Origin of the sequence: Actinomadura sp. KC06 (assembly GCF_004348735.1) — a bacterium.
In the GTDB taxonomy this organism is placed as follows: domain Bacteria; phylum Actinomycetota; class Actinomycetes; order Streptosporangiales; family Streptosporangiaceae; genus Spirillospora.
The window spans coordinates 1-17,509 of the sequence record NZ_SMKT01000086.1; the positions used below are offsets into that span (position 1 = coordinate 1).

At 68.5% G+C, this 17,509-nt stretch carries 13 protein-coding genes and 1 pseudogene; 4 read left to right on the forward strand and 10 right to left on the reverse strand.

The features are described from left to right. The first annotated feature begins 232 nt into the window (after positions 1 to 232). Positions 233 to 994 carry a hypothetical protein gene (locus E1287_RS25395; RefSeq protein WP_131967570.1) on the forward strand — a complete coding sequence of 254 codons (762 nt, stop codon included), beginning with the start codon at positions 233 to 235 and terminating at the stop codon, positions 992 to 994. A 294-nt stretch (positions 995 to 1,288) separates the two neighbouring features. Here E1287_RS25395 and E1287_RS25400 read toward each other — a convergent pair whose 3' ends face one another. Beyond that, positions 1,289 to 1,483, reverse strand: coding sequence for a hypothetical protein (locus tag E1287_RS25400; RefSeq protein ID WP_131967571.1), 195 nt, complete (start codon positions 1,481 to 1,483; stop codon positions 1,289 to 1,291). A 186-nt stretch (positions 1,484 to 1,669) separates the two neighbouring features. On the opposite strand from E1287_RS25400, the gene E1287_RS25405 reads away from it, so the two are divergent. Together E1287_RS25405 and E1287_RS25410 are read left to right on the forward strand one after the other, a co-directional pair. Next, positions 1,670 to 2,128, forward strand: coding sequence for a hypothetical protein (locus tag E1287_RS25405; protein WP_347813983.1), 459 nt, complete (start codon positions 1,670 to 1,672; stop codon positions 2,126 to 2,128). 104 nt (positions 2,129 to 2,232) lie between these two features. Then, positions 2,233 to 3,408, forward strand: a complete 1,176-nt coding sequence (locus E1287_RS25410) for an epoxide hydrolase family protein (RefSeq protein ID WP_131967572.1) — start codon at positions 2,233 to 2,235, stop codon at positions 3,406 to 3,408. 26 nt (positions 3,409 to 3,434) lie between these two features. On the opposite strand, the gene E1287_RS25415 is transcribed toward E1287_RS25410, so the two are convergent. Continuing rightward, entirely contained in the window at positions 3,435 to 3,878 is a 444-nt protein-coding gene (locus E1287_RS25415; RefSeq protein ID WP_131967573.1) for an AMP-binding protein, read from the reverse strand. A 102-nt stretch (positions 3,879 to 3,980) separates the two neighbouring features. Between E1287_RS25415 and E1287_RS45810 the strand changes: the two are divergent. Then, positions 3,981 to 4,229, forward strand: a pseudogene (locus tag E1287_RS45810) (class I SAM-dependent methyltransferase); the annotation flags it as partial. A 606-nt stretch (positions 4,230 to 4,835) separates the two neighbouring features. On the opposite strand, the gene E1287_RS25425 reads toward E1287_RS45810, so the two are convergent. From E1287_RS25425 to E1287_RS25465, 8 genes are all read right to left on the reverse strand, one after another. Further along, on the reverse strand, positions 4,836 to 6,071 hold the full coding sequence (locus tag E1287_RS25425) for a sigma-70 family RNA polymerase sigma factor (RefSeq protein ID WP_131967574.1): 1,236 nt from the start codon (positions 6,069 to 6,071) through the stop codon (positions 4,836 to 4,838). After that, the gene (locus E1287_RS25430) at positions 6,068 to 6,391 is read right to left on the reverse strand and encodes a YciI family protein (RefSeq protein WP_131967575.1); all 324 of its coding nucleotides are present in this window, start codon (positions 6,389 to 6,391) and stop codon (positions 6,068 to 6,070) included. The genes E1287_RS25425 and E1287_RS25430 overlap by 4 nt, the downstream gene beginning before the upstream one ends. A gap of 54 nt (positions 6,392 to 6,445) precedes the next feature. Beyond that, positions 6,446 to 6,733, reverse strand: a complete 288-nt coding sequence (locus E1287_RS25435; RefSeq protein WP_207934450.1) for a hypothetical protein — start codon at positions 6,731 to 6,733, stop codon at positions 6,446 to 6,448. 34 nt (positions 6,734 to 6,767) lie between these two features. Beyond that, complete coding sequence (locus tag E1287_RS25440) at positions 6,768 to 7,367, reverse strand: dihydrofolate reductase family protein (RefSeq protein WP_131967576.1); 600 nt, start codon at positions 7,365 to 7,367, stop codon at positions 6,768 to 6,770. 926 nt (positions 7,368 to 8,293) lie between these two features. Continuing rightward, on the reverse strand, positions 8,294 to 9,595 hold the full coding sequence (locus tag E1287_RS25445) for an ankyrin repeat domain-containing protein (protein ID WP_207934451.1): 1,302 nt from the start codon (positions 9,593 to 9,595) through the stop codon (positions 8,294 to 8,296). Positions 9,596 to 10,352: 757 nt separating this feature from the next. Further along, on the reverse strand, positions 10,353 to 12,395 hold the full coding sequence (locus E1287_RS25450) for a serine/threonine-protein kinase (RefSeq protein WP_131967577.1): 2,043 nt from the start codon (positions 12,393 to 12,395) through the stop codon (positions 10,353 to 10,355). Positions 12,396 to 13,209: 814 nt separating this feature from the next. Next, positions 13,210 to 14,715 carry an alpha/beta hydrolase gene (locus tag E1287_RS25455; RefSeq protein ID WP_131967578.1) on the reverse strand — a complete coding sequence of 502 codons (1,506 nt, stop codon included), beginning with the start codon at positions 14,713 to 14,715 and terminating at the stop codon, positions 13,210 to 13,212. Between the two features lie 910 nt (positions 14,716 to 15,625). Beyond that, the gene (locus tag E1287_RS25465) at positions 15,626 to 16,960 is read right to left on the reverse strand and encodes an NACHT domain-containing protein (protein WP_131967579.1); all 1,335 of its coding nucleotides are present in this window, start codon (positions 16,958 to 16,960) and stop codon (positions 15,626 to 15,628) included. Positions 16,961 to 17,509: the final 549 nt, after the last annotated feature.

Sequence of the window (17,509 nt, forward strand, 5' to 3'; positions counted from 1 at the left end):
ACAACCGCCGACGCCGCCACAGTGCCCTGGGGATGCTCACCCCGATCGAGTACGAGAGGATCTACCCCACCCGACAGCCGGCATGAGATTCCGGTAAACCGACACCACGTAACTCGGGGCACATCACGGACTTCACACAACCCAGGGCAGCTCACCGCCGCCCGCAGCCCGTTCGGTGGCGTGTTTTGGGGGGCGCGATGGAACCGCGGATGTCTTCAGTCCCTCGAAACGATTGACGATCCGGTGGGGGCCGGGTGGCGCATCCGATGAAGAGGCGGCCATGACTTCGGCACTGGTGATCAACCTGTTGTCCTCGCTGCTGGCCTTCCTGGCCGGTGCTGCGGCCAAGGGCCTCTACCAGCGGCGGCGGTCCATCGGTCCGGCCCGGCGCGTGTGGCGGCTGCGCAGACCCGACGAGGTTGTGATCGTCCAGCCCGATGGGCCGGGTCACGACACCCCGTTACCGACCCTCTACGAGGGCGATGCGATGGCCGCGATGCTCGTGTCCGAGTACCTGCGGAAGGTCTTGGGTGTGCGCACGGTCCGGATCATCCGGGCCAAGAACTTCTCCCGATGCCGGGACGCATCAAGCGACCTGGTAGTCATCGGCGGCCCCAATGCGAACGAGCTGTACAAGGAGCTCGACCGTCAAGTCGCTCTGCCCTACAGATTCCGCCTCTACCCGGACCGGGCCGACATGATCAGGGTCTCTGACGATCGGGTCTTCGCCCAGCAGGTCGTCCACGCCAAGACCACGCGCGACTTCGCCGTCATCAGCCTGCTGCCCAGTCCCTTTCGCGCTGGTCGGCGCGTCATCGTCCTGGCCGGATGCGGCACGTTGGGGAGCCTGGCCGCTGCCAGGATGGTTACCAAGGACGGGGTTGGCCAGTTGGCCGGCCTCCGCCCGCCGGCCAGGACTCCGTTCTCGGTCGTCGTGGAGATCGAGATGCTGGACGGCCAGATGACACGGCCCCAGATCGTGGACACTTCCTAGACACCGCGTCCACATCCGGCGCGGAGTTCCGCACCGACGCACAGGGACGGCCGACGACCGCCGAGGCCGTCAACCTGACCCGCTCCGAAGCCGACCGGCACATGATCACCTTGTTGAATAGCGCCGCATCGCGGTAGGCGGCCACCGCCCACGTCCACTTGACCTCGGTAGCATCACACGGTTCCGAGCGACCTCGCGTCGAGGGCGGGCCGCCCCCTTCTCCCACGACAAGCCGCCGTCAGGCCCAGCGCCGACAGCCAAACGCCGGTGGGCAGCACGACGCGGCGCGGACGATCAGTCGTCATCGCCGCCGTCATTGTCTTCGTCATCGCCGCCGTCGTCATCGTCCCCGGCTGCACAGCCAGCTGTGATGGCCACGGTCGAGCCGACGGCCACGAGGGTGGCGACGGCGGGAACCGACGTCGGCATCAGGGCCATGACGACGGCGAACAGGCCCTTGAAGAACGCGTGCAGCAGTTTGGCCAGCATGGTAACGCCTCCTTGGCAATAGCGATCCGAGGGTAGAGCGCCGCCAGGACGGTTCGCCGTCCAATGCATGGATAACGCATGGCTTGAAGTGGACGCCAACTACGTCGGTGAGTACAGCACGAGGGACGGGAGGCGCGCAGCCCGAAGGCCCTCGCCGCCTTCCGGGATACCGAGCGCCACCCCTTCCTGCCCGGCATCGAAGTGCCGACCGCGTATATCGAAGACGCCATCCCCATCAAGCGCGACGAGGCGGGCGAGATGATCTCCTGCATCTCCGCGCCCTCGAGCGTGGCCACCCAATTGGAGCAACTGGGCGCCGGTCCCGGCCACAAGATCCTCGAAGCGGAGGCGGCCACCGGCTACGACGCGGCCCTCCTCGGCCGGCTCGTCGCACCTGGCGGCCACGTGTGGACCGTGGACGTCGACCAGGACCTCGTTGACCGCGCCCAGAACGATCTCACCCAGGCCGGGCCATCCAACGTCCGCCGGGGCATCCAATGTCACCGTCGTGCTGGCCGACGGCGCCGCCGGTCTTCCCGAACCCCTCGCCGACCTGATCACCTGGCTCGCGGCCATCCCCGCCATGCCCGCCAGTGCACCCCGGGCCTGCTCGCGGATAACGCCCCAGCCCGGCGACCTCCATGAAAGACCGGGAGCTGGGTTTGTACGCTGACATGAAGACGTCCGGTGAACCGTCTTCGCCGGTTCACCGGAGGTCATGGCCGGTTCCGCGATGGCCAGGAGGTCTCATGCCCCGTCCAGCCAGCGACGTGCAAGTATTTGAAGCACACGCAACTGACGCTGACCTCGACGATCTGCGCGCGCGACTAGCCGCGGCGCGGCTACCGGAGGCCGAGACGGTCTATCGCGCCGCGCCTGACCCTCGCCGATGGGAACAGGGCGTCCCGCTCGCCGACCTCGTCGATGTCGTGAACTACTGGCGCACCGGGTATAACTGGCGGTCGTTCGAAGAGCGCCTCAACCGGATCGGCCAGTTCCGCACGACCATTGATGATCTGGGAATCCACTTCCTGCACCGCCGATCCGCGCGCGCAGATGCTACTCCTCTGATCTTGACGCACGGCTGGCCAGGCAGCATTGCCGAGTTCATCGATGTAGTGGACGAGCTGGCAGATCCGAAAGCTGCGGACGCGCCGGCGTTCCACGTCGTGGTTCCATCGCTGCCAGGCTTTGGTTACAGCGACAAGCCGGCCACTACCGGGTGGGGAACCGAAAAGATCGCGGCCGCATGGGTGGAACTGATGGAAAGGCTCGGCTACAGCCAGTTCGCGGCCCACGGCGGCGACTGGGGAGGTAATATCACCACGGTTCTCGGCGGCAGGTTCCCGGCGCACATTCTCGGTATCCACACAACGTTCGCGGAGGGACCGCCCGGGTTGACAACGGACGGGCTGACGGCGGTCGAGCGCAAGTGGACTGAGGAAACCCGCGAGTTCTATGAGGGCCCCCACGGGGCGTACGCGAAGCAGCAGGCGACCCGACCGCAGACCATCGGCTACTCGCTCGTCGACTCACCGGTCGGGCTTCTCGCCTGGATCCTTGACAAGTTCGCTGAGTGGTCAGATACCGAAGACAGCCCGTTCGAGACGATTTCCAGCGACCGCATTCTTGACGACGTCACCCTGTATTGGCTGACGCGGTCCGGTGCATCGTCGGCTCGCATTTACTACGAAAGCCACAACTCGCTGGACCCCGAACTTCGGGTTGACGTCCCGGCAGCGATCACAATGTATCCCCGCGACATCGAGAAGTGTCCGCGCCCCTGGGCACAGGAGCGGTACCGACAGATCGTCCGATGGAGTTCGCCCGAAACCGGGGGACATTTCCCGTCGCTGGAGGTTCCCGAGTATTTCGTCAAAGACCTGCAAGAAGGCCTCGCAGCGACGCTGGCCGCTAACCGGTGAATGCGGCTGGATGCCGGGACTCGGCATTAGTCCGGGGATCTGAGCTCCGCTATCCTCCGCTTGGCGACCGACATCGGTGCCGCCCCGTACACGAAGTAGCGCAGGCTCGACAGGTCGCGGCGCGGCGCGTCCGGGTGGTCCAGCAGCGCGTAGATCGCGGTGGGCGGCAGGAAGAGGCGGGTCACCGCGTTCCGCTCGATCGATTCGAGGATCTCGCCGGGCGCGGCGCCGTCGTGCACGATGTTGCGCCCGCCGGCGGCGAGGACGGGGAAGACGAGTGTCCCGGCGGCGTGCGTCATGGGAGCGGCGACCGGGTGGACGGGGTCGCGCTCGGGCCGGTGGGCGTTGAAGGCGTGGATCATGGTCTCGAACGCCCGGTTGGGCACCTCGACGGCCTTCGGCCGGCCGGACGGGGTCGTCCATCTCGATGCGGCGTCGGCGGTGCTGGAGGCGATGGTGTTCCCTGTCAAGTCAGCGTGTTGATCTTGAAAGCCATGTTCCCTGCCCGACCGGCGGTAGCCGCCATGGTGGGGTTCCTCGGGCAGGTGCACCTCTCACTGGCCGGGACTGACATGAGGGCCGACGGCCCGGTACTCGAGTTCGCCGTCGGGACCGGGCGGATCGCCGGGCCGCTGGCCGCTCGCGGCGTGCCGGTGAGCGGCATCGAGCTGAGCCGGGCAATGACAGCGCGAATCGCGAGCAAGCCGGGCGGCGACGCAGTCGAGGTCACGATCGGCGATATGACGACGACTCGGGTAGCCGGTCAGTTCTCGCTGGTCTATCTGGTGTTCAACACCATCAGCAACGTGACAACACAGGACGGGCAGGTCAACGTCTTCCGCGATGCGGCCGCCCACCTGCGGCGGGGCGGGCTGTTCCTCGTCGAGGTGGGGCTGCCGGACCTGCGTCGCCTACCGCCAGGGCAGGACACCGTCCCGTTCACGGTGGCGCCCGGCGCCGACGGCGGCTACGTCGGCTACGTCGGGTTCGACCAGTACGACGTCGTCACGCAGGAGTTCACGTCGAACCACGTCACCGTGTCAGCAGACGGGACGGGGCGGTTCCGCCGTATTCCCTTCCGGTATGCCTGGCCGGCCGAGATGGACCTCATGGCGCGCATCGTCGGGATGAGCCTGAAGTATCGCTGGGCGGACTGGGACCGCTCGGAGCTCACGGCTGAGAGCACCGAACACGTGTCGATCTGGAGGAGCAACCAAGCAGCCGTTGGCGCTAGTGCGCGGTCCGGGTTCGCGATACCGCCGGTCTCTGCTCCGATGCGCCAGCAGGTCCGCGGGGAGGACCGGTCCGGGTTTTCGAAGTTCGGACGAAGCGAGACCTGTCGCTGGCCCGACAGGTTGCGGAATGCGCCGGCAGGGCGCCCCGGGACCCGGCCGCCGCTTCGCGCGCGGGTTCGATCGGGATCGCGGCTACCGCAGCTGGTCGCGGCGGCGTGTCAGGTAGGCGATCTCGGCGGTGTTGCCCGCCAGGTTGATGGCTTTGTCGTAGGCCGCGCGCGACTCGTGACTGTGGCCCAGCCGGCGCAGCAGGTCGGCTCGGGTGGCGTGGTAGGCATGATAGTCGGCCAGCTGGTCCTCCAGGTGGTCGACGGCTGCCAGTGCCACTTGCGGGCCGTCGAGTTCGGCGACCGCGACGGCCCGGTTGAGGGCGATGATCGGCGAGGGGTCGAGTGCGACGAGCTGGTCGTAGAGAGCGAGGACCTGCGTCCAGTCGGTGTCGCGGACGTCGCGGGCGGAGGTGTGCACGGCGTTGATCGCGGCGAGGATCTGGTAGCGGCCCGGAGCCGACCCGGCGGCGGCAGCGGCCAGGCGCTGGCGTACCAGCCGGTGGCCCTCGGCGATCAGGACCGCGTCCCAGGCCCCGCGATCCTGCTCGGCCAGGGTGACCAGTTCGCCGTCGGTCGAGACCCGGGCGGTGCGGCGGGCCTCGGTGAGGAGCATCAGCGCCAGCAGGCCGGCCACCTCACCATCGTCCGGCAGGAGGCCGCGGATCAGGCGGGTGAGCCGGATCGCCTCGGCGGTCAGGCCGGGACGTACCGGATCGGTGTCGGGGCCGGTGGCCAGGTAGCCCTCGTTGAAGACGAGGTAGAGGACGGCAAGCACGCCGGAGACGCGTGCCGGCAGGTCCTCGGCGGACGGCACCCGGTAGGGGATGCGAGCGGCCTTGATCTTGGCTTTCGCGCGGGTGATCCGCTGTTCCATGGCGGTCTCGGCCACCAGGAACGCGCGGGCGATCTCGGGGACGGTCAGACCGGCGATCATGCGCAGCGTCAGCGCCACTCTGGCCTGGATCCCCAGCGCCGGGTGACAGCAGGTGAAGATCAGCCGGAGCCGGTCGTCGTCGATGGCGCCGAAAGGCTCGGGCGGGTCGTGGTCGTACAGCACCCGGGCCTCCTTGTGCTTGCCGTCGCGCTTGCTCTCGCGCCGGATCCGGTCGATGGCCTTGCGGTTGGCGGTGGTGGTCAGCCAGGCGCCGGGGTTGGGGGGCACGCCGTCGTCCGGCCACCGCTCGACGGCGGCCGCGAACGCCTCGGCCGCCGCCTCCTCGGCGAGGTCGAGGTCGCCGAAGCGCCTGGTCAGGGAGGCGACCACCCGCACCCACTCCGCGTGGTGGGCCCGGATGATCGCCTCCTCGATGTCGCTCACCGGAACGGCCGCACCTCGATCTTCCGGTTGCAGGCCTTCGACCCTTCGGCGGCCAGCCTGAGCGCCACGTCGAGGTCGGGGGCCTCGATGATCCAGAAGCCGGCGAGGTATTCCTTGGACTCCACGAAGGGTCCGTCGGTGACCAGCGCCTCTCCACCCCGGTTGTCGATGACGGTGGCGGTGTCGGGCGAGGCGAGGCCGCCGGCGAAGACCCAGTGGCCCTCGGCCTGGAGCCGGTCGTTGAACACGTCGATCGCAGCCTGCTCATCCGGAGTGGCGAGGCTGGCCTGGTCGTGGATCACGGAAATCAGGTACTGCATCTGGAGATCATCTCCTGTCGGTTTCAAGACAGTGTGGTCTACCGGGCAGGTGCTTCAGTCGGCGCATGCTGCGGGCATCCCGGCCGGTCGGAAGACCTGGATCGTCACGCCTTGGAGTCGACGCGCGACTCGAGGGTCGAGCGCATGATCCGGGCCGTCGGTGGCGACCGGCTCGTCCCCGCGGCCGTCGACCACGGTCGAGATGGCCGGGTCGGCCAGGCCAGCGGCGAACACCCCGTGGCCACCGTCGCGGAGCCTGTCGTTCGACGCGTCCGTCGCGACCGCCTCCTCGGCGGTGCCCGAGTTGTTGCGGCTGCCGATGACGTTGACCAGATACTGCATGCTCAAATCCTCTCCCGACCCTGCCCCGCCACGCCTAGCCCGCGTTTCGGAGCTTTGGCCCGACACCCTCGGGGATCTCGCCGTGAGGGTGCGGGGTGTACACGAGCTTGTGCGTGCGACCGTCGAGCACGGTCGACTCGATGAGCTCCAGGTCGAACTCCGCCCCGTCGTGGAAGAGCGCCGCTTCGCCGGCGCGACCCGAGATGACGGGAAACATGATGACTTCGAGTCGGTCGACGAGACCGGCGGCGAGCAGGGCGCGGTTCAGCGAGATGCTGCCGTGCGAACGCATCGGGACGTCCGTGGTGCGCTTCAGGCGCTCGACCGCCGTCACTGCGTCCTCGTTGAGAGCCGTCGAGTTCTGCCACCCGAGCGGGTCTTCGAGCGTGCTGGAGAACACGATCTTCGGCAGCGCGTTCAGGCTTTCGTAGTAGGGCTCGTCGTACTCGACCACGAACTTGCGGAACTGCCGGAACGTCGTCGCGCCGAAGACGAGCACCTGGTCCTGCGCGAAGGTGCGCACCCGGTCCTCGATGAGCTCAGGGCCTTCCTTCCCCCAGTACCCGGGCCAGCCTCTGGCCATGCCGTAGCCGTCGAGGCTGCAGAAGAAGTCGACAGTGAAGGTGGTGCTCATGGTGCTACTCCCTCTTCTTGCGCCGCCTCCGTTGGGCGGCTTCACCACTTCCACGAACACGACTGACCCGATCCGACACCGCCTTCGAAATTATTTGAGGACTTCTCCCGCACGCAGGCCGTCACCGTCGCGGCTCCAGGGGTGGGCCAAGTCTTCGGATGAGGGCGGAGAGGCCGTTCTCGAACTCGCGGTCCGGGCCGAGAACGACGACGCGTCGTGCCGTGTCGATGAGGTGGGCCGCCGCAAAGTGGTGCGGTTGGCGGCCCTGGCAGGCCGGCGCAGTGAGGACCTTGCCGTTCGGCCGGCTCAGCAAGCATCTGGACGAATTCCCCGATGCGCTGTCCTCCGGTGATGCGCTGCCCGTTGATCCTGGTGCGGCTGACGCACGTCCTGGCCGGGCTAGGGAATGAGGAGGTCCGGCGACCGGGCTGCGGCGACTGCGGCCGGGACGACGTCGCCCTTTGTGGGCACGCTGGTGCAGGTATCCGGGAGTGAGCTGTGCTGGTCGAGAGTCCAACGACCTGGCGACTGCAGGATCCGGCGGATGCCACAGTGCAGTTCCGGAGTCGACCCGACTCTGGCCCTCACAATGCCCGAGCTCCTGCGCGATTGACCTACCGGAGTCCATGATGAGCGACTACCTGGGCCAGCCCGGAGGAGCACGCCGGGTCCTGCCAGCACGCCGCGGCGGTGGTGGCGCTCCGACCTGATCGACGATTCCAGGAGCGTGGGGTCGTGCTGGCACTCGGCTGGCACAAACGGTGCCCAAGTGCACCGCACAAGACTTCACCAGCCCACGCGACATCAACCTAGAAGCCCACTTGACCTGCCGAAAACAACCGGGGACCAATCTTGGTCCTACGAAGGTGATCACCCTGCTGATGGCGGGTGTTCGGGGCGATGGCGGGTGAGCGGGGCGCCGCTCGTTAGGGCGTGTGGGCGGCCAGGAGGGCGTCGACCTCCGGGTCGCCTGTGGGTGGCTGGTGGTTGGTGGGGGCGTCGGCTGCGAGCAGCGTCTCGATGGTTCCCGGGTAGTCGCCGTCGTCAGCGCGGTTGTTGCGCAGTCCCCATATCGCGCAGTCGAGGGGGGTGGGTCCGTCCTCGTCGAACGCGCAGTCATGCCGGTCCGCTCCGCGCTCGATGAGCAGCCGGACGGTTTGTGCGCGGCCGTGCATGGCTGCCTGCTCCAGCGGGGTGAAGTTGCTCCAGCCGCGGGTGTCGACCTGCATGCCGGCCTCCAGCAACGCCTGGACGACGTCGGTCCTGCCCAGGGCGGCGAACTGGCCCAGGAGCCAGCCCTGGTCGTCGCCGGCCGGGAGGCCCTTGGCCGGTGGCGCCGCGGCGGGCAGGCGGACCGATTCGCCGCGGGCCACGGCGAGCACCGCGGCCTCAACGGGATCGAGATCAGCGGTGGCGCCGCGGGCGGCGAGGAGATCGTAGGCGGCCAGGTGACCACTGCGCGCGGCCAGCGCGAGCGGGCGGCGGCCGACGTCCCAGCGGTCCCAAGGCTGATTCACGTCGGCGCCGACGTCCAGCAGCATGGTGATGATGGTCGACCCACGGCCGCGGACGATCGCGTGGTGCAGACAGCAGCAGGCGTTGACGTCGGCGCCGCGGTCAAGGAACCACCGCAGGCCGGCGGCGTCCTCGAAGTCCAGCTTGTGCACGACCAGACGTTCGAAGCCGGGCTGGACGAGAAGGTCCAGAAACGCGGTGTCCGACTGTTCACACGCGTGGTAAAAGGCGTCCTCATCTTTGGTGGCGCCGCACTCGACGAGCAGCCGGGCGAGCCTCAGGTCGTCGCGCTCGACGGCGGCGAACAGCGCGGACATCCGCCCCTGACCGCCCCACTCGGTGGTGTGGCTGTCCGGATCGGCGCCCCCCTCCAGCAGCAGCCGCGCGCACCCTCGTACGTCCGCGGGCGCCCCGACCGACCTGCGCAGCAGCACCAGCAGCGGCACCAGCCCACCGACCTGTGTGGTCGCTGCCGCGGGGTCGTCGCGGAGCAGGGCGGCCAGCGCCGAGGCGTCGGCGAGCACGAGCGCGCGCTCGATCCCGTCCAGCGTGGTGGCCTGGACGTGATGAACCAGTTTCGGCCAGCTGGCGAAGCCGTACTCGCGGGCGATCTCGTGCTGCGCCCGGCTCAGCGCGATGGCGCGCTTCCGCTTGCGCTTCTTGGCCTGCTTGCGCAGGTGCTCCAGGGACGGGCGGGCAGGTAGCTGTGACATGGCGAACCTCCGGCAACCCGCGTCCGCGCCAGCGGGCCGAGGTCCGTCGGATACCTGCGGCTCAGCTACCGGTGGGATGATCCCTTCCCCGCGGACTGGACGCGCCCGGCGACGCGCCGCGATCGTACCGCAAGCGCGCTGGTAGCGGAGCTGCGGCAGTGGCGTGCGGGCGGTGGTGTAGCCGGGCGACGGGGCCGCTCTTTCCCCGGTCTGCTGGATGGGGTGCGCGGGGTCTTGCACATGGGAGTCCAACACGAGGTCGGTGTACTCACGCAGCGTTCTGCTCGGCACCCCGGCGCGCCGCGACAACTGCCCGACGGTCACCCGCCTGGCGGCCGACCTGGTCGTTGTCGATCTCTACCCCGGTCGGTCATGGGAACCCGGCGATCTGTTGGTCATCGTGGTTATGGTCACGGAGGGTCAGCGGCGTCGGCGGGTCAGCGCCCATACGCTCTCTGAGTGCTTGGAGCCCGTGGCGTGAGGTCAGCAGCAGCAGTCGGTGCAGCCGAGGCGGCCTGGGCGCTGGCGAAGAAGTGTGGGCCGGGCTTCGGCATCTGGAGGCCATTGGTGCTCCCAGCCCCTTCGACCCTGCCCACGTGGCCTGTGCTGCGGACCACGGACCGATCTCCTGACCAAAGATGATCTCGGCGGCCAGGCGTGATTCGGAACTATCGCCGGCCAAGGCGTTCTTCAGGCGGGCCGGGTCCGCGCAGATCGGCATGCCAGGCTCTCGCGGTTCGCCGCGCCGCCGGGCCTCTCACCGTGGGGCCGGCGGTCGGGGAGGAGCCGACAGCCGCCATAGCCGGATCGTCCAGTCGTTGCCACCGGAGGCGAGGATTGTGCCATCCGGGCTGAACACCACGCTGGAGACGGGGCCGTGGCCGGTGATGGGCTTGCTGATCTGCCTCCGGTCGGCGACGCTCCACAGCCGGATGGTGCCGTCGAGGCTGGCGGAGGCGAGGGTGGTGCCGTCCGGGCTGAAACCTAGGGCAAGGACGTCATCGTAGTGGCCGGTGAGAGGCCGGCCGATCTGGGTTCGGCGGCCCACGCTCCACAGCCGGATGAGAGGGTTTTGACCGCCGGAGGCCAGGGTGGTGCCGTCGGCGCTGAACGCTAGGGTGAAGACCGGCCCGGGGGCGAGCTCACCGGAACGGAGTTCGCCGATCTGGGCTTTGTCGGCCACGCTCCACAGCCGGACGGTGCCGTCAAGGCCACCGGAAGCCAAGGTGGTGCCATCCGGGCGGAAGGCCATGGGAATCTGCATCCCGCCGACGTCGTGGTGGAGTTGGCCGATAGTGGTTCGGTCGGCCATCCTCCACAGGGTGATCCAGCCGGTGGCGTCGGCCGTGGCGAGGATGGTGCCGTCCGGGCTGAACGCCGCGGACCTGGCGCCCAAGGCGTCCAGTCGGCCGATCTGTTTCCAGTCGGCCACATTCCACAACCGGACCGAAGCCATATCGCCGCCGCTGTCGGAGGCGAGGGTCGTGCCGTCCGGGCTGAACACCACGAACGCGGCATTCGGGTCATTGTCGGGGAGAGGTCTGCGGAGTTGGGTGATCTGGGTTCGCTCGGTCACGTCCCAGAGCCGGATGGTGCCGTCCATGCTGCAGGAGGCGAGGGTCGTGCCGTCGGGGCTGAACGCCACCGAGTCGAGGGGCCCTTTGTGGCCGGTGAGAGGTTGCCCGATCTGAGACGCGCTTAGTTCGGGACGGATCTGGGGCGAGTCTGGTGAGGGGCGGTTCTTTGGCGAGTTGAGTGGAGGGCTGTTGAGCAGATAAGCGGTGGGAGCGAGCACGGCGGTGGCGCCGAGGTAGCGCAGCAGGGTGCGGCGGGTGGACCGACTTGGGTGGGACGGTGTGTAGGGCGGTGCCGGGTCCGGGGGGTGAGCGTTCGGGTCAGGGTGATCCGTGCGGAAGGAGGTCGCCGGGGTTGGGACGCTAGATGTGCGTGTTCTGGTGCGGTGGTGCTTGAGGGGGGCGGTGGTGGGCGCGTGTAACCCGAGTAGGTATTCGGCGACCTGGGCGGCGCCGGTGGGCCGGTCGGCGGGGTCTTTGGCCAGCAGGTGGAGAATGAGGTCGTTCAGTTCGGCCGGAAGGTCACAGCGGGCTGTGCGGGGCGGTGGCGGTGGCGTGTCCAGATGCTTGGCTTTGATGGCCAGCAGGGATCCTGTGAAGGGTGGCGTACCGGTTGCGAGGGTGTAGAGGGTGCTGCCCAGAGCATAGAGGTCGGTGCGCGCGTCGATGGGGTTGCCGAGCCATTGTTCGGGGGCCATGTAGGCGGGTGTGCCGGCGACCTGTCCGGTGAGGGTGTTGAGGGTGGCGGCTTCGGCCAGGTGGGCGATGCCGAAATCGCAGATCTTCGGGGCCTGCCCGGGGCCGGGGATCATGATGTTGGCGGGCTTGAGATCGCGGTGGATGATGCCGTGGGCGTGGGCTGCCGCCAGCGCGTCGGCGAGGTGAGCGCCCAGGGCGGGCAGGCCCGTCAGAGGGAGTCCCTTGGGATGATTGCCGATCTCGTCCTGCAGGTTGTGACCGTGCAGGAATTCCATGACCAGGTACCAGCGGCCGCCGTATTCACCGAAATCACCGACCCTGGCGATGCCCGGGTGCTCGACCGTGGCGCCGATGCGTGCTTCTTTTTCGAACCTGGCCAGCAGAACCGGGTTGGAAACCGCGGTATCCGATCTGAGGAGTTTGATCGCCACCGGCCGGTTGTGCAGCCGATCCTCGGCTTTCCAGACCTCGCCGGAGGTCCCCGAGCCGAGCTTGCGCTCCAGGCGGTACCGACCGGCCAACTCCATGCCATTCACCTCTCGCTCACGGATTGTTCACCTTCGTAACGAGGGTCTCGGCTCACATGATCTCTCATCGACGCGGTTCTGGGAGCCCTGCACCTTCTCGACAAGGCGGCTCGGGCCGTGCTGCGATCTGGGCGGTGCCTCACAGAAATGCCGAAGACGGTGGCCAAGCGCTAGGGCACGGATGCGGTCGAGGCCGAACAATCAACGCAGCGCCGCGCGTTATGCCGAAAACTCTATCCGTGCAGGTCAAGCAGGCATGCTCATACTCGTTCAGGATTGCGCACAGACGTTGGTTCCTTGCCGTCACGATCGCGGATCAAGAACCGTGCCCCGCAGCCCGCGTCTTCCCGATCCATGACCAGATTCCGGTCGGTCTGCCTCACCCACGAGGCGGACGCGTGAACGGTGACGCCCAGGACGCGGACGCGACGGGTGTGGTTCTCAAAAGCCGGCCCACCTAGTCAAGGAGCGCTCGGGCGCCGGATCGATTCCGGCGTCGTCGGGGATTTCCCCACAGCGTGGACGCGGCCTCGGCATCCGTCTGGGTGACGACGCACACGCCCGGGCGCGGCCGCTGCACGGGGATTGGCCGCGGCGCCGGGGACGGCGGTGTGACGCCCGGCTGCGCACCGCGCACCTTCGGCACCCACCTAGGACACCATCTTCCGCGAACTCGGTTTCACCTCGCGCCAGCTAAGAGACTCCCCGAACTCCGCGACCGAACCGGCTGAGCGGCCTTACGCAAAGTGCGGTACGAAGCCGGCCCCGCGCCGGCTTCGTACCGCGGCATGGCTACCGGCCGTTAATGCAGTGATCATCGGAGCCATCGGGGGAAATTGTTGTCCGACATGGCTGGCGTGTCAGTGGCCGGTAGCGGCTCGGCCGGGCAATGTGTGCCCGGTGGCGGGGTGCGCAGGGTCAGCAGGTAGCGGTTTATGGCCGCGGTGCTGCAGGCGTTCGAGATGTAGTTCACGTGGCCGATGCCGTCGTAGGTGAGCAGTACCGCGCCGGGGATCTGGCGTGCCACGTGGGTCGCCCGGGAGTACGGTGTGGCGACGTCGTATCGGCTGTTGGTCAGCAGGATCGGCGGCGTGCCCTTGATCCGGTACCGATGTTGGGGGTTGCGGGCCCGGGTCAGGAAGCCCTGGCAACCGGTGATGTCCGTCCAGGTCAGGGCGTTGACCCGGGTGTGCGGCGCCGCCCGCCGGGAGGCGGCCATAAGACTGTTCAGGTGTTCGAAGTCGCGGACCGGGAAGCTGAAGTCGGAGCAGAGAATCGCCTGGTAGGCGTCCGGGTACCAGTCCGGCACCCGTGCCGGGGTCCGGCCTTGCAGCCTGGTGAGATAGGTGCCCAGAGACGCCCAGCCGGTGAACGAGTTCGGTCCGTACATCGCCCGGCGAACCGTTTCCACCAAAGCGTCGGGCGTGATTGTGGACCCGGCGGGGTCCTTCAGCTCTCCACGATCCGCCCGCGCCAGCAGCCCGTCCAAGACCTTGAGCGCGTCTTGCCCGCGCAGCGCGCACCGCGGGCTCTTGCTGCACCAAGCGGCGAACTGACGGTAGGTCTCCTCCACCACGTCGGATCCAGCGACCAGGTACTGGCGGACGTCGGTGATGCTGTGGTCCATGTTGCTGTCGAGGACCAGCGCGCGGACGCGGCCGGGGTATTCCTCGGCGTACTGCTGCCCCAGCAGCGTGCCGTAGGACTCCCCGTACAAGGAGATCTGCCGCTCGCCCAGCGCCTGGCGGATGGTGTCGGCGTCGCGGGCGACGCTGAGGGTGTCGACGTGGTCGAACACCGGGCCGGTCAGCCGCCGGCATTCCTGGGCATGGCTTCGGTGGTACTGCACTAGACGCTGGTATGCCTTCGCGTCCTGCGGGAATTCAGATGGCGGGTCGGAATCGGCGGGGCACAGCACCGGGTGACTGCGGCCGATTCCCCGCGCATCGAACCCGATGACATCGAACCGCCGCAAGATCTCGGGTTCGAGCAGGTCACCGGCGAAGAGCGAGAAGTCGACACCCGAGCCGCCCGGACCGCCGGGCAGCACGAACAGCGAGCCGATACGCTCCCGTGGCGCGAGGGCCGGACGTCGGGCCACCGCGATATCGATCTTCGCGCCCGCAGGACGGGCCCAGTCGACCGGGACCGACACCGTGCCGCACTCCACCCACGGATCCTCAGGGCACGGCTCCCAGTCAATCCCCTTCCCCGCCGGCGATGCAGCCGTCCAAGGCCGCATCTCGACGGCGGAGACCGGCCCTGGCAACAAGAGCACGGACACCAGCGACAATAACGAAACCAAGCCGATCCAACGCATCGGACCTCCCTGAGATCACGGCCCCTGGTCCATGCCCGGGCCCGGCAAAGGTCGGGCCCTGCTTCAGGCGACCGGTCGCCCAGATCGTCCACCCCAGAGGCCGAGAGGGGTCCCGGCCCCTGCCTCGTTAGCACCGCCGATTCCCGCGCGGTGATCAGGTCCGACGGCTCCCGAAGCGCGACGACCTGGGGCCGGGACGCCTTTCGGATCGTTCGCAGGCGGCGCCGGTGAGCTTGATGATCACGCGTCCGGGCCGTAGTGCGCGGCGATGTCCTCGGAGCCGGGCCATTGGCCGTAGGTGGTTGACCGCGGCCAGCCGTAGGCACGGCAGAACGCGGTCCGGCCGGGTCACGGCATCGGGCCGCAGCCGCGCCGACACATCCACCGTCAGCATCACGCTCAAGTACCCGCCGGAGGAACGCTGTCGACGCTGCTGTGGGTCGGAACGCCGGAACCGGCGGACCTCCTGCAACCACCGCACGTACATCTCCACATGCGCCCGCCGCACGCCAAGGCCTCCAGGTGCCGTTCGGTGCACCAGGTCAGGTAGATCCGCAGGTCCGACTCAGTGTGCATGCGTGAGTCACCCTTGTATCGGGCCAGGTAGGCGATCGTCCCAACCGCCAGGAGGTCCCTGCCTGCGGTCCCGGCACCGGGCCTCGCTCCCAGAAAGCTCATCGAAAAAGTCATACCTGCGACGCTGCGCCCGCATCAGGCACGAGACCAGACAGACCACACGCGGCAGGCAAGAGAGGGTGCCCGCTGCTAGGGACAGCGGAGCACGCTACTGGGCTGGAACGCGGTCAGCCCAGTTCCACCCGGCACGTCTACGCCGGAGGGGTCGAGCACTCCGTCCACGTTCACCCTCACGCCCAAGGCCAAGTTGGTGCCGTTTCCTAAAACGCGCTCATCATCTCGACCGAAGCCGCCGGGATCTGGACCATCCGATCTGGGAACTTCCCCGAGAACACCGCCCGCCTCGCCACGACAGATAGTCCGCGTGCTGCGGGGGTATTGCCTGGCTCCAGGTTCCGCGCAGCGGTCGGGGGTCGGCGACGGTGCGGTTGTTCCTGGTCAGCGCCAAGGCGGTCACGGTGAGGTGCTTCTTCAGCCGGGTCGCCTGGGCCCTGGTGGTCCGGCCCGCGAGCATGCGGGTGAAGAAGGCGTCCAGGAGCTGGGCGCGGCGGTGGGCGATGGTGCCGGTCAGGGCGGGCGTCCCCGAGGGGTCGGTGAACACGGGGTCGGTGAACACGGCGGCCGTCAGCTGCAGCCACAGCGGCGCGGTGAGCAGTTCCAGCAGCGAGCGGTCGGCGCCCACGGCGGCGCGGAGGCTTTCCAGGCCGGGCGTGTTCAGCCAGCGCTGCACCTCGGTCCCGGTCAGCGGCTGGATGACGATGGCGCCGCGCAGGGCGAGCCGTTCCGGGAGCTCCTGGTACTCGACGCGCCTGCTGCCGACCGCGATCCTCAGCTTGGGATGGGCGAGCTGCAGGTCGTTGAGGAGCCGCGCGCAGCGCCGCCGGTCCGCTTCGACGACCTCGTCCAGTCCGTCCAGGAGCAGGACCAGGCCCCGGCCGTTCAGCCAGGTCCTGGCCAGGCCGTCACCGATCCCGTAGGAGCGGTGGACCTGGTCGAAGATCCATGACTCGATCTGCGCGTTCTCGCCGCGCGCCTTCCAGTTGCCCAGCTCGACCAGGACCGGGAGCGGCGCCCGCTCGTCCCGCGCGGCCTCGCCCGCCAGGGCCTCGGCCAGCTCCAGCAGCAGGGTCGTCTTGCCCGCGCCGGGTGCTCCGAGCACCAGCAGCGACTCATCCAGCTCCCGGAACGTGGCCAGGATCGATGCCTGGGGGTCGACCTGCTGGCCGTCCCGCTCGACATACCAGCTGCGGGGCGGGTTCACCAGTGCCGGTGCGGACTTCAGCTCCAGGTGGGCGCGGAGCGTGCGGGCCAGCGACTGGTCCAGGCGGGCGCGGACTCTGGCCTCGACGTTGGCCAGGGCGTTGCGGCGGTCCTGCGCCGTGGCCGTTCCGTCGGCGGGCTCCGTACGTGTCCGGCCCGGCCATTGGTCCGCGACGGCCCCCGCGACGACGATGGCCGCCAGCAGACCGGTGACCCACCAGGAGTGCGCCCGGTAGGGCTCCAGCGCCGCGGGCAGGGTCCCGCCGGTGACGATATTGATCGCATAGGCCAGCAGAAGCCCGGCGATCGCGACGAGCAGCAGCCGTACGACTAATCGGACCCGGCCCAACGTCCACCTCCGCTGGGCTGACGATATCCATCACCAATCCCACCGGGGACGCGTGAGGAGAAAGAGATGGTGAAGACGTACTCGGCGCCGGTTAGGGGTGAGGATGAATTCCATGGCCTACTGGGGTCGCCGAATGGGCCGTTCCGGTGCCGCCCTCCCAAGGATGGCTCCCTGCGCAACGAGCGGCACCATCTCCACAGCACCTACAAGGAATTCCCCTGGGTGCAGGCGGTCACCGGTTACGGCCCGGCCAGGCCGCCGCGGGAAGGCCGGTCCGTGGGGAGCCCACCTCGGCCGGTGATGGTCGACTGCTCCTCCGGCTTCCCAGGCGTACCGCTCGCACCAACGTGCCCGGCCGCGACGGGGCCGATTGGGAGCCACCGGTCGTGCGGGGAGTTCCCCGCTATGACCTGCTGATCATCGAGGTAGAGGAGGTGGGCTGTCGCCGGCGGCGCCTACGCCCACGTGTCGCCCCTCATGCGAGAGGAGCTGTGCGCCAGGCTCGGTGGGAGCAGACCCTCGACGGTCGCTCTCGCACCGGGGTCGTCC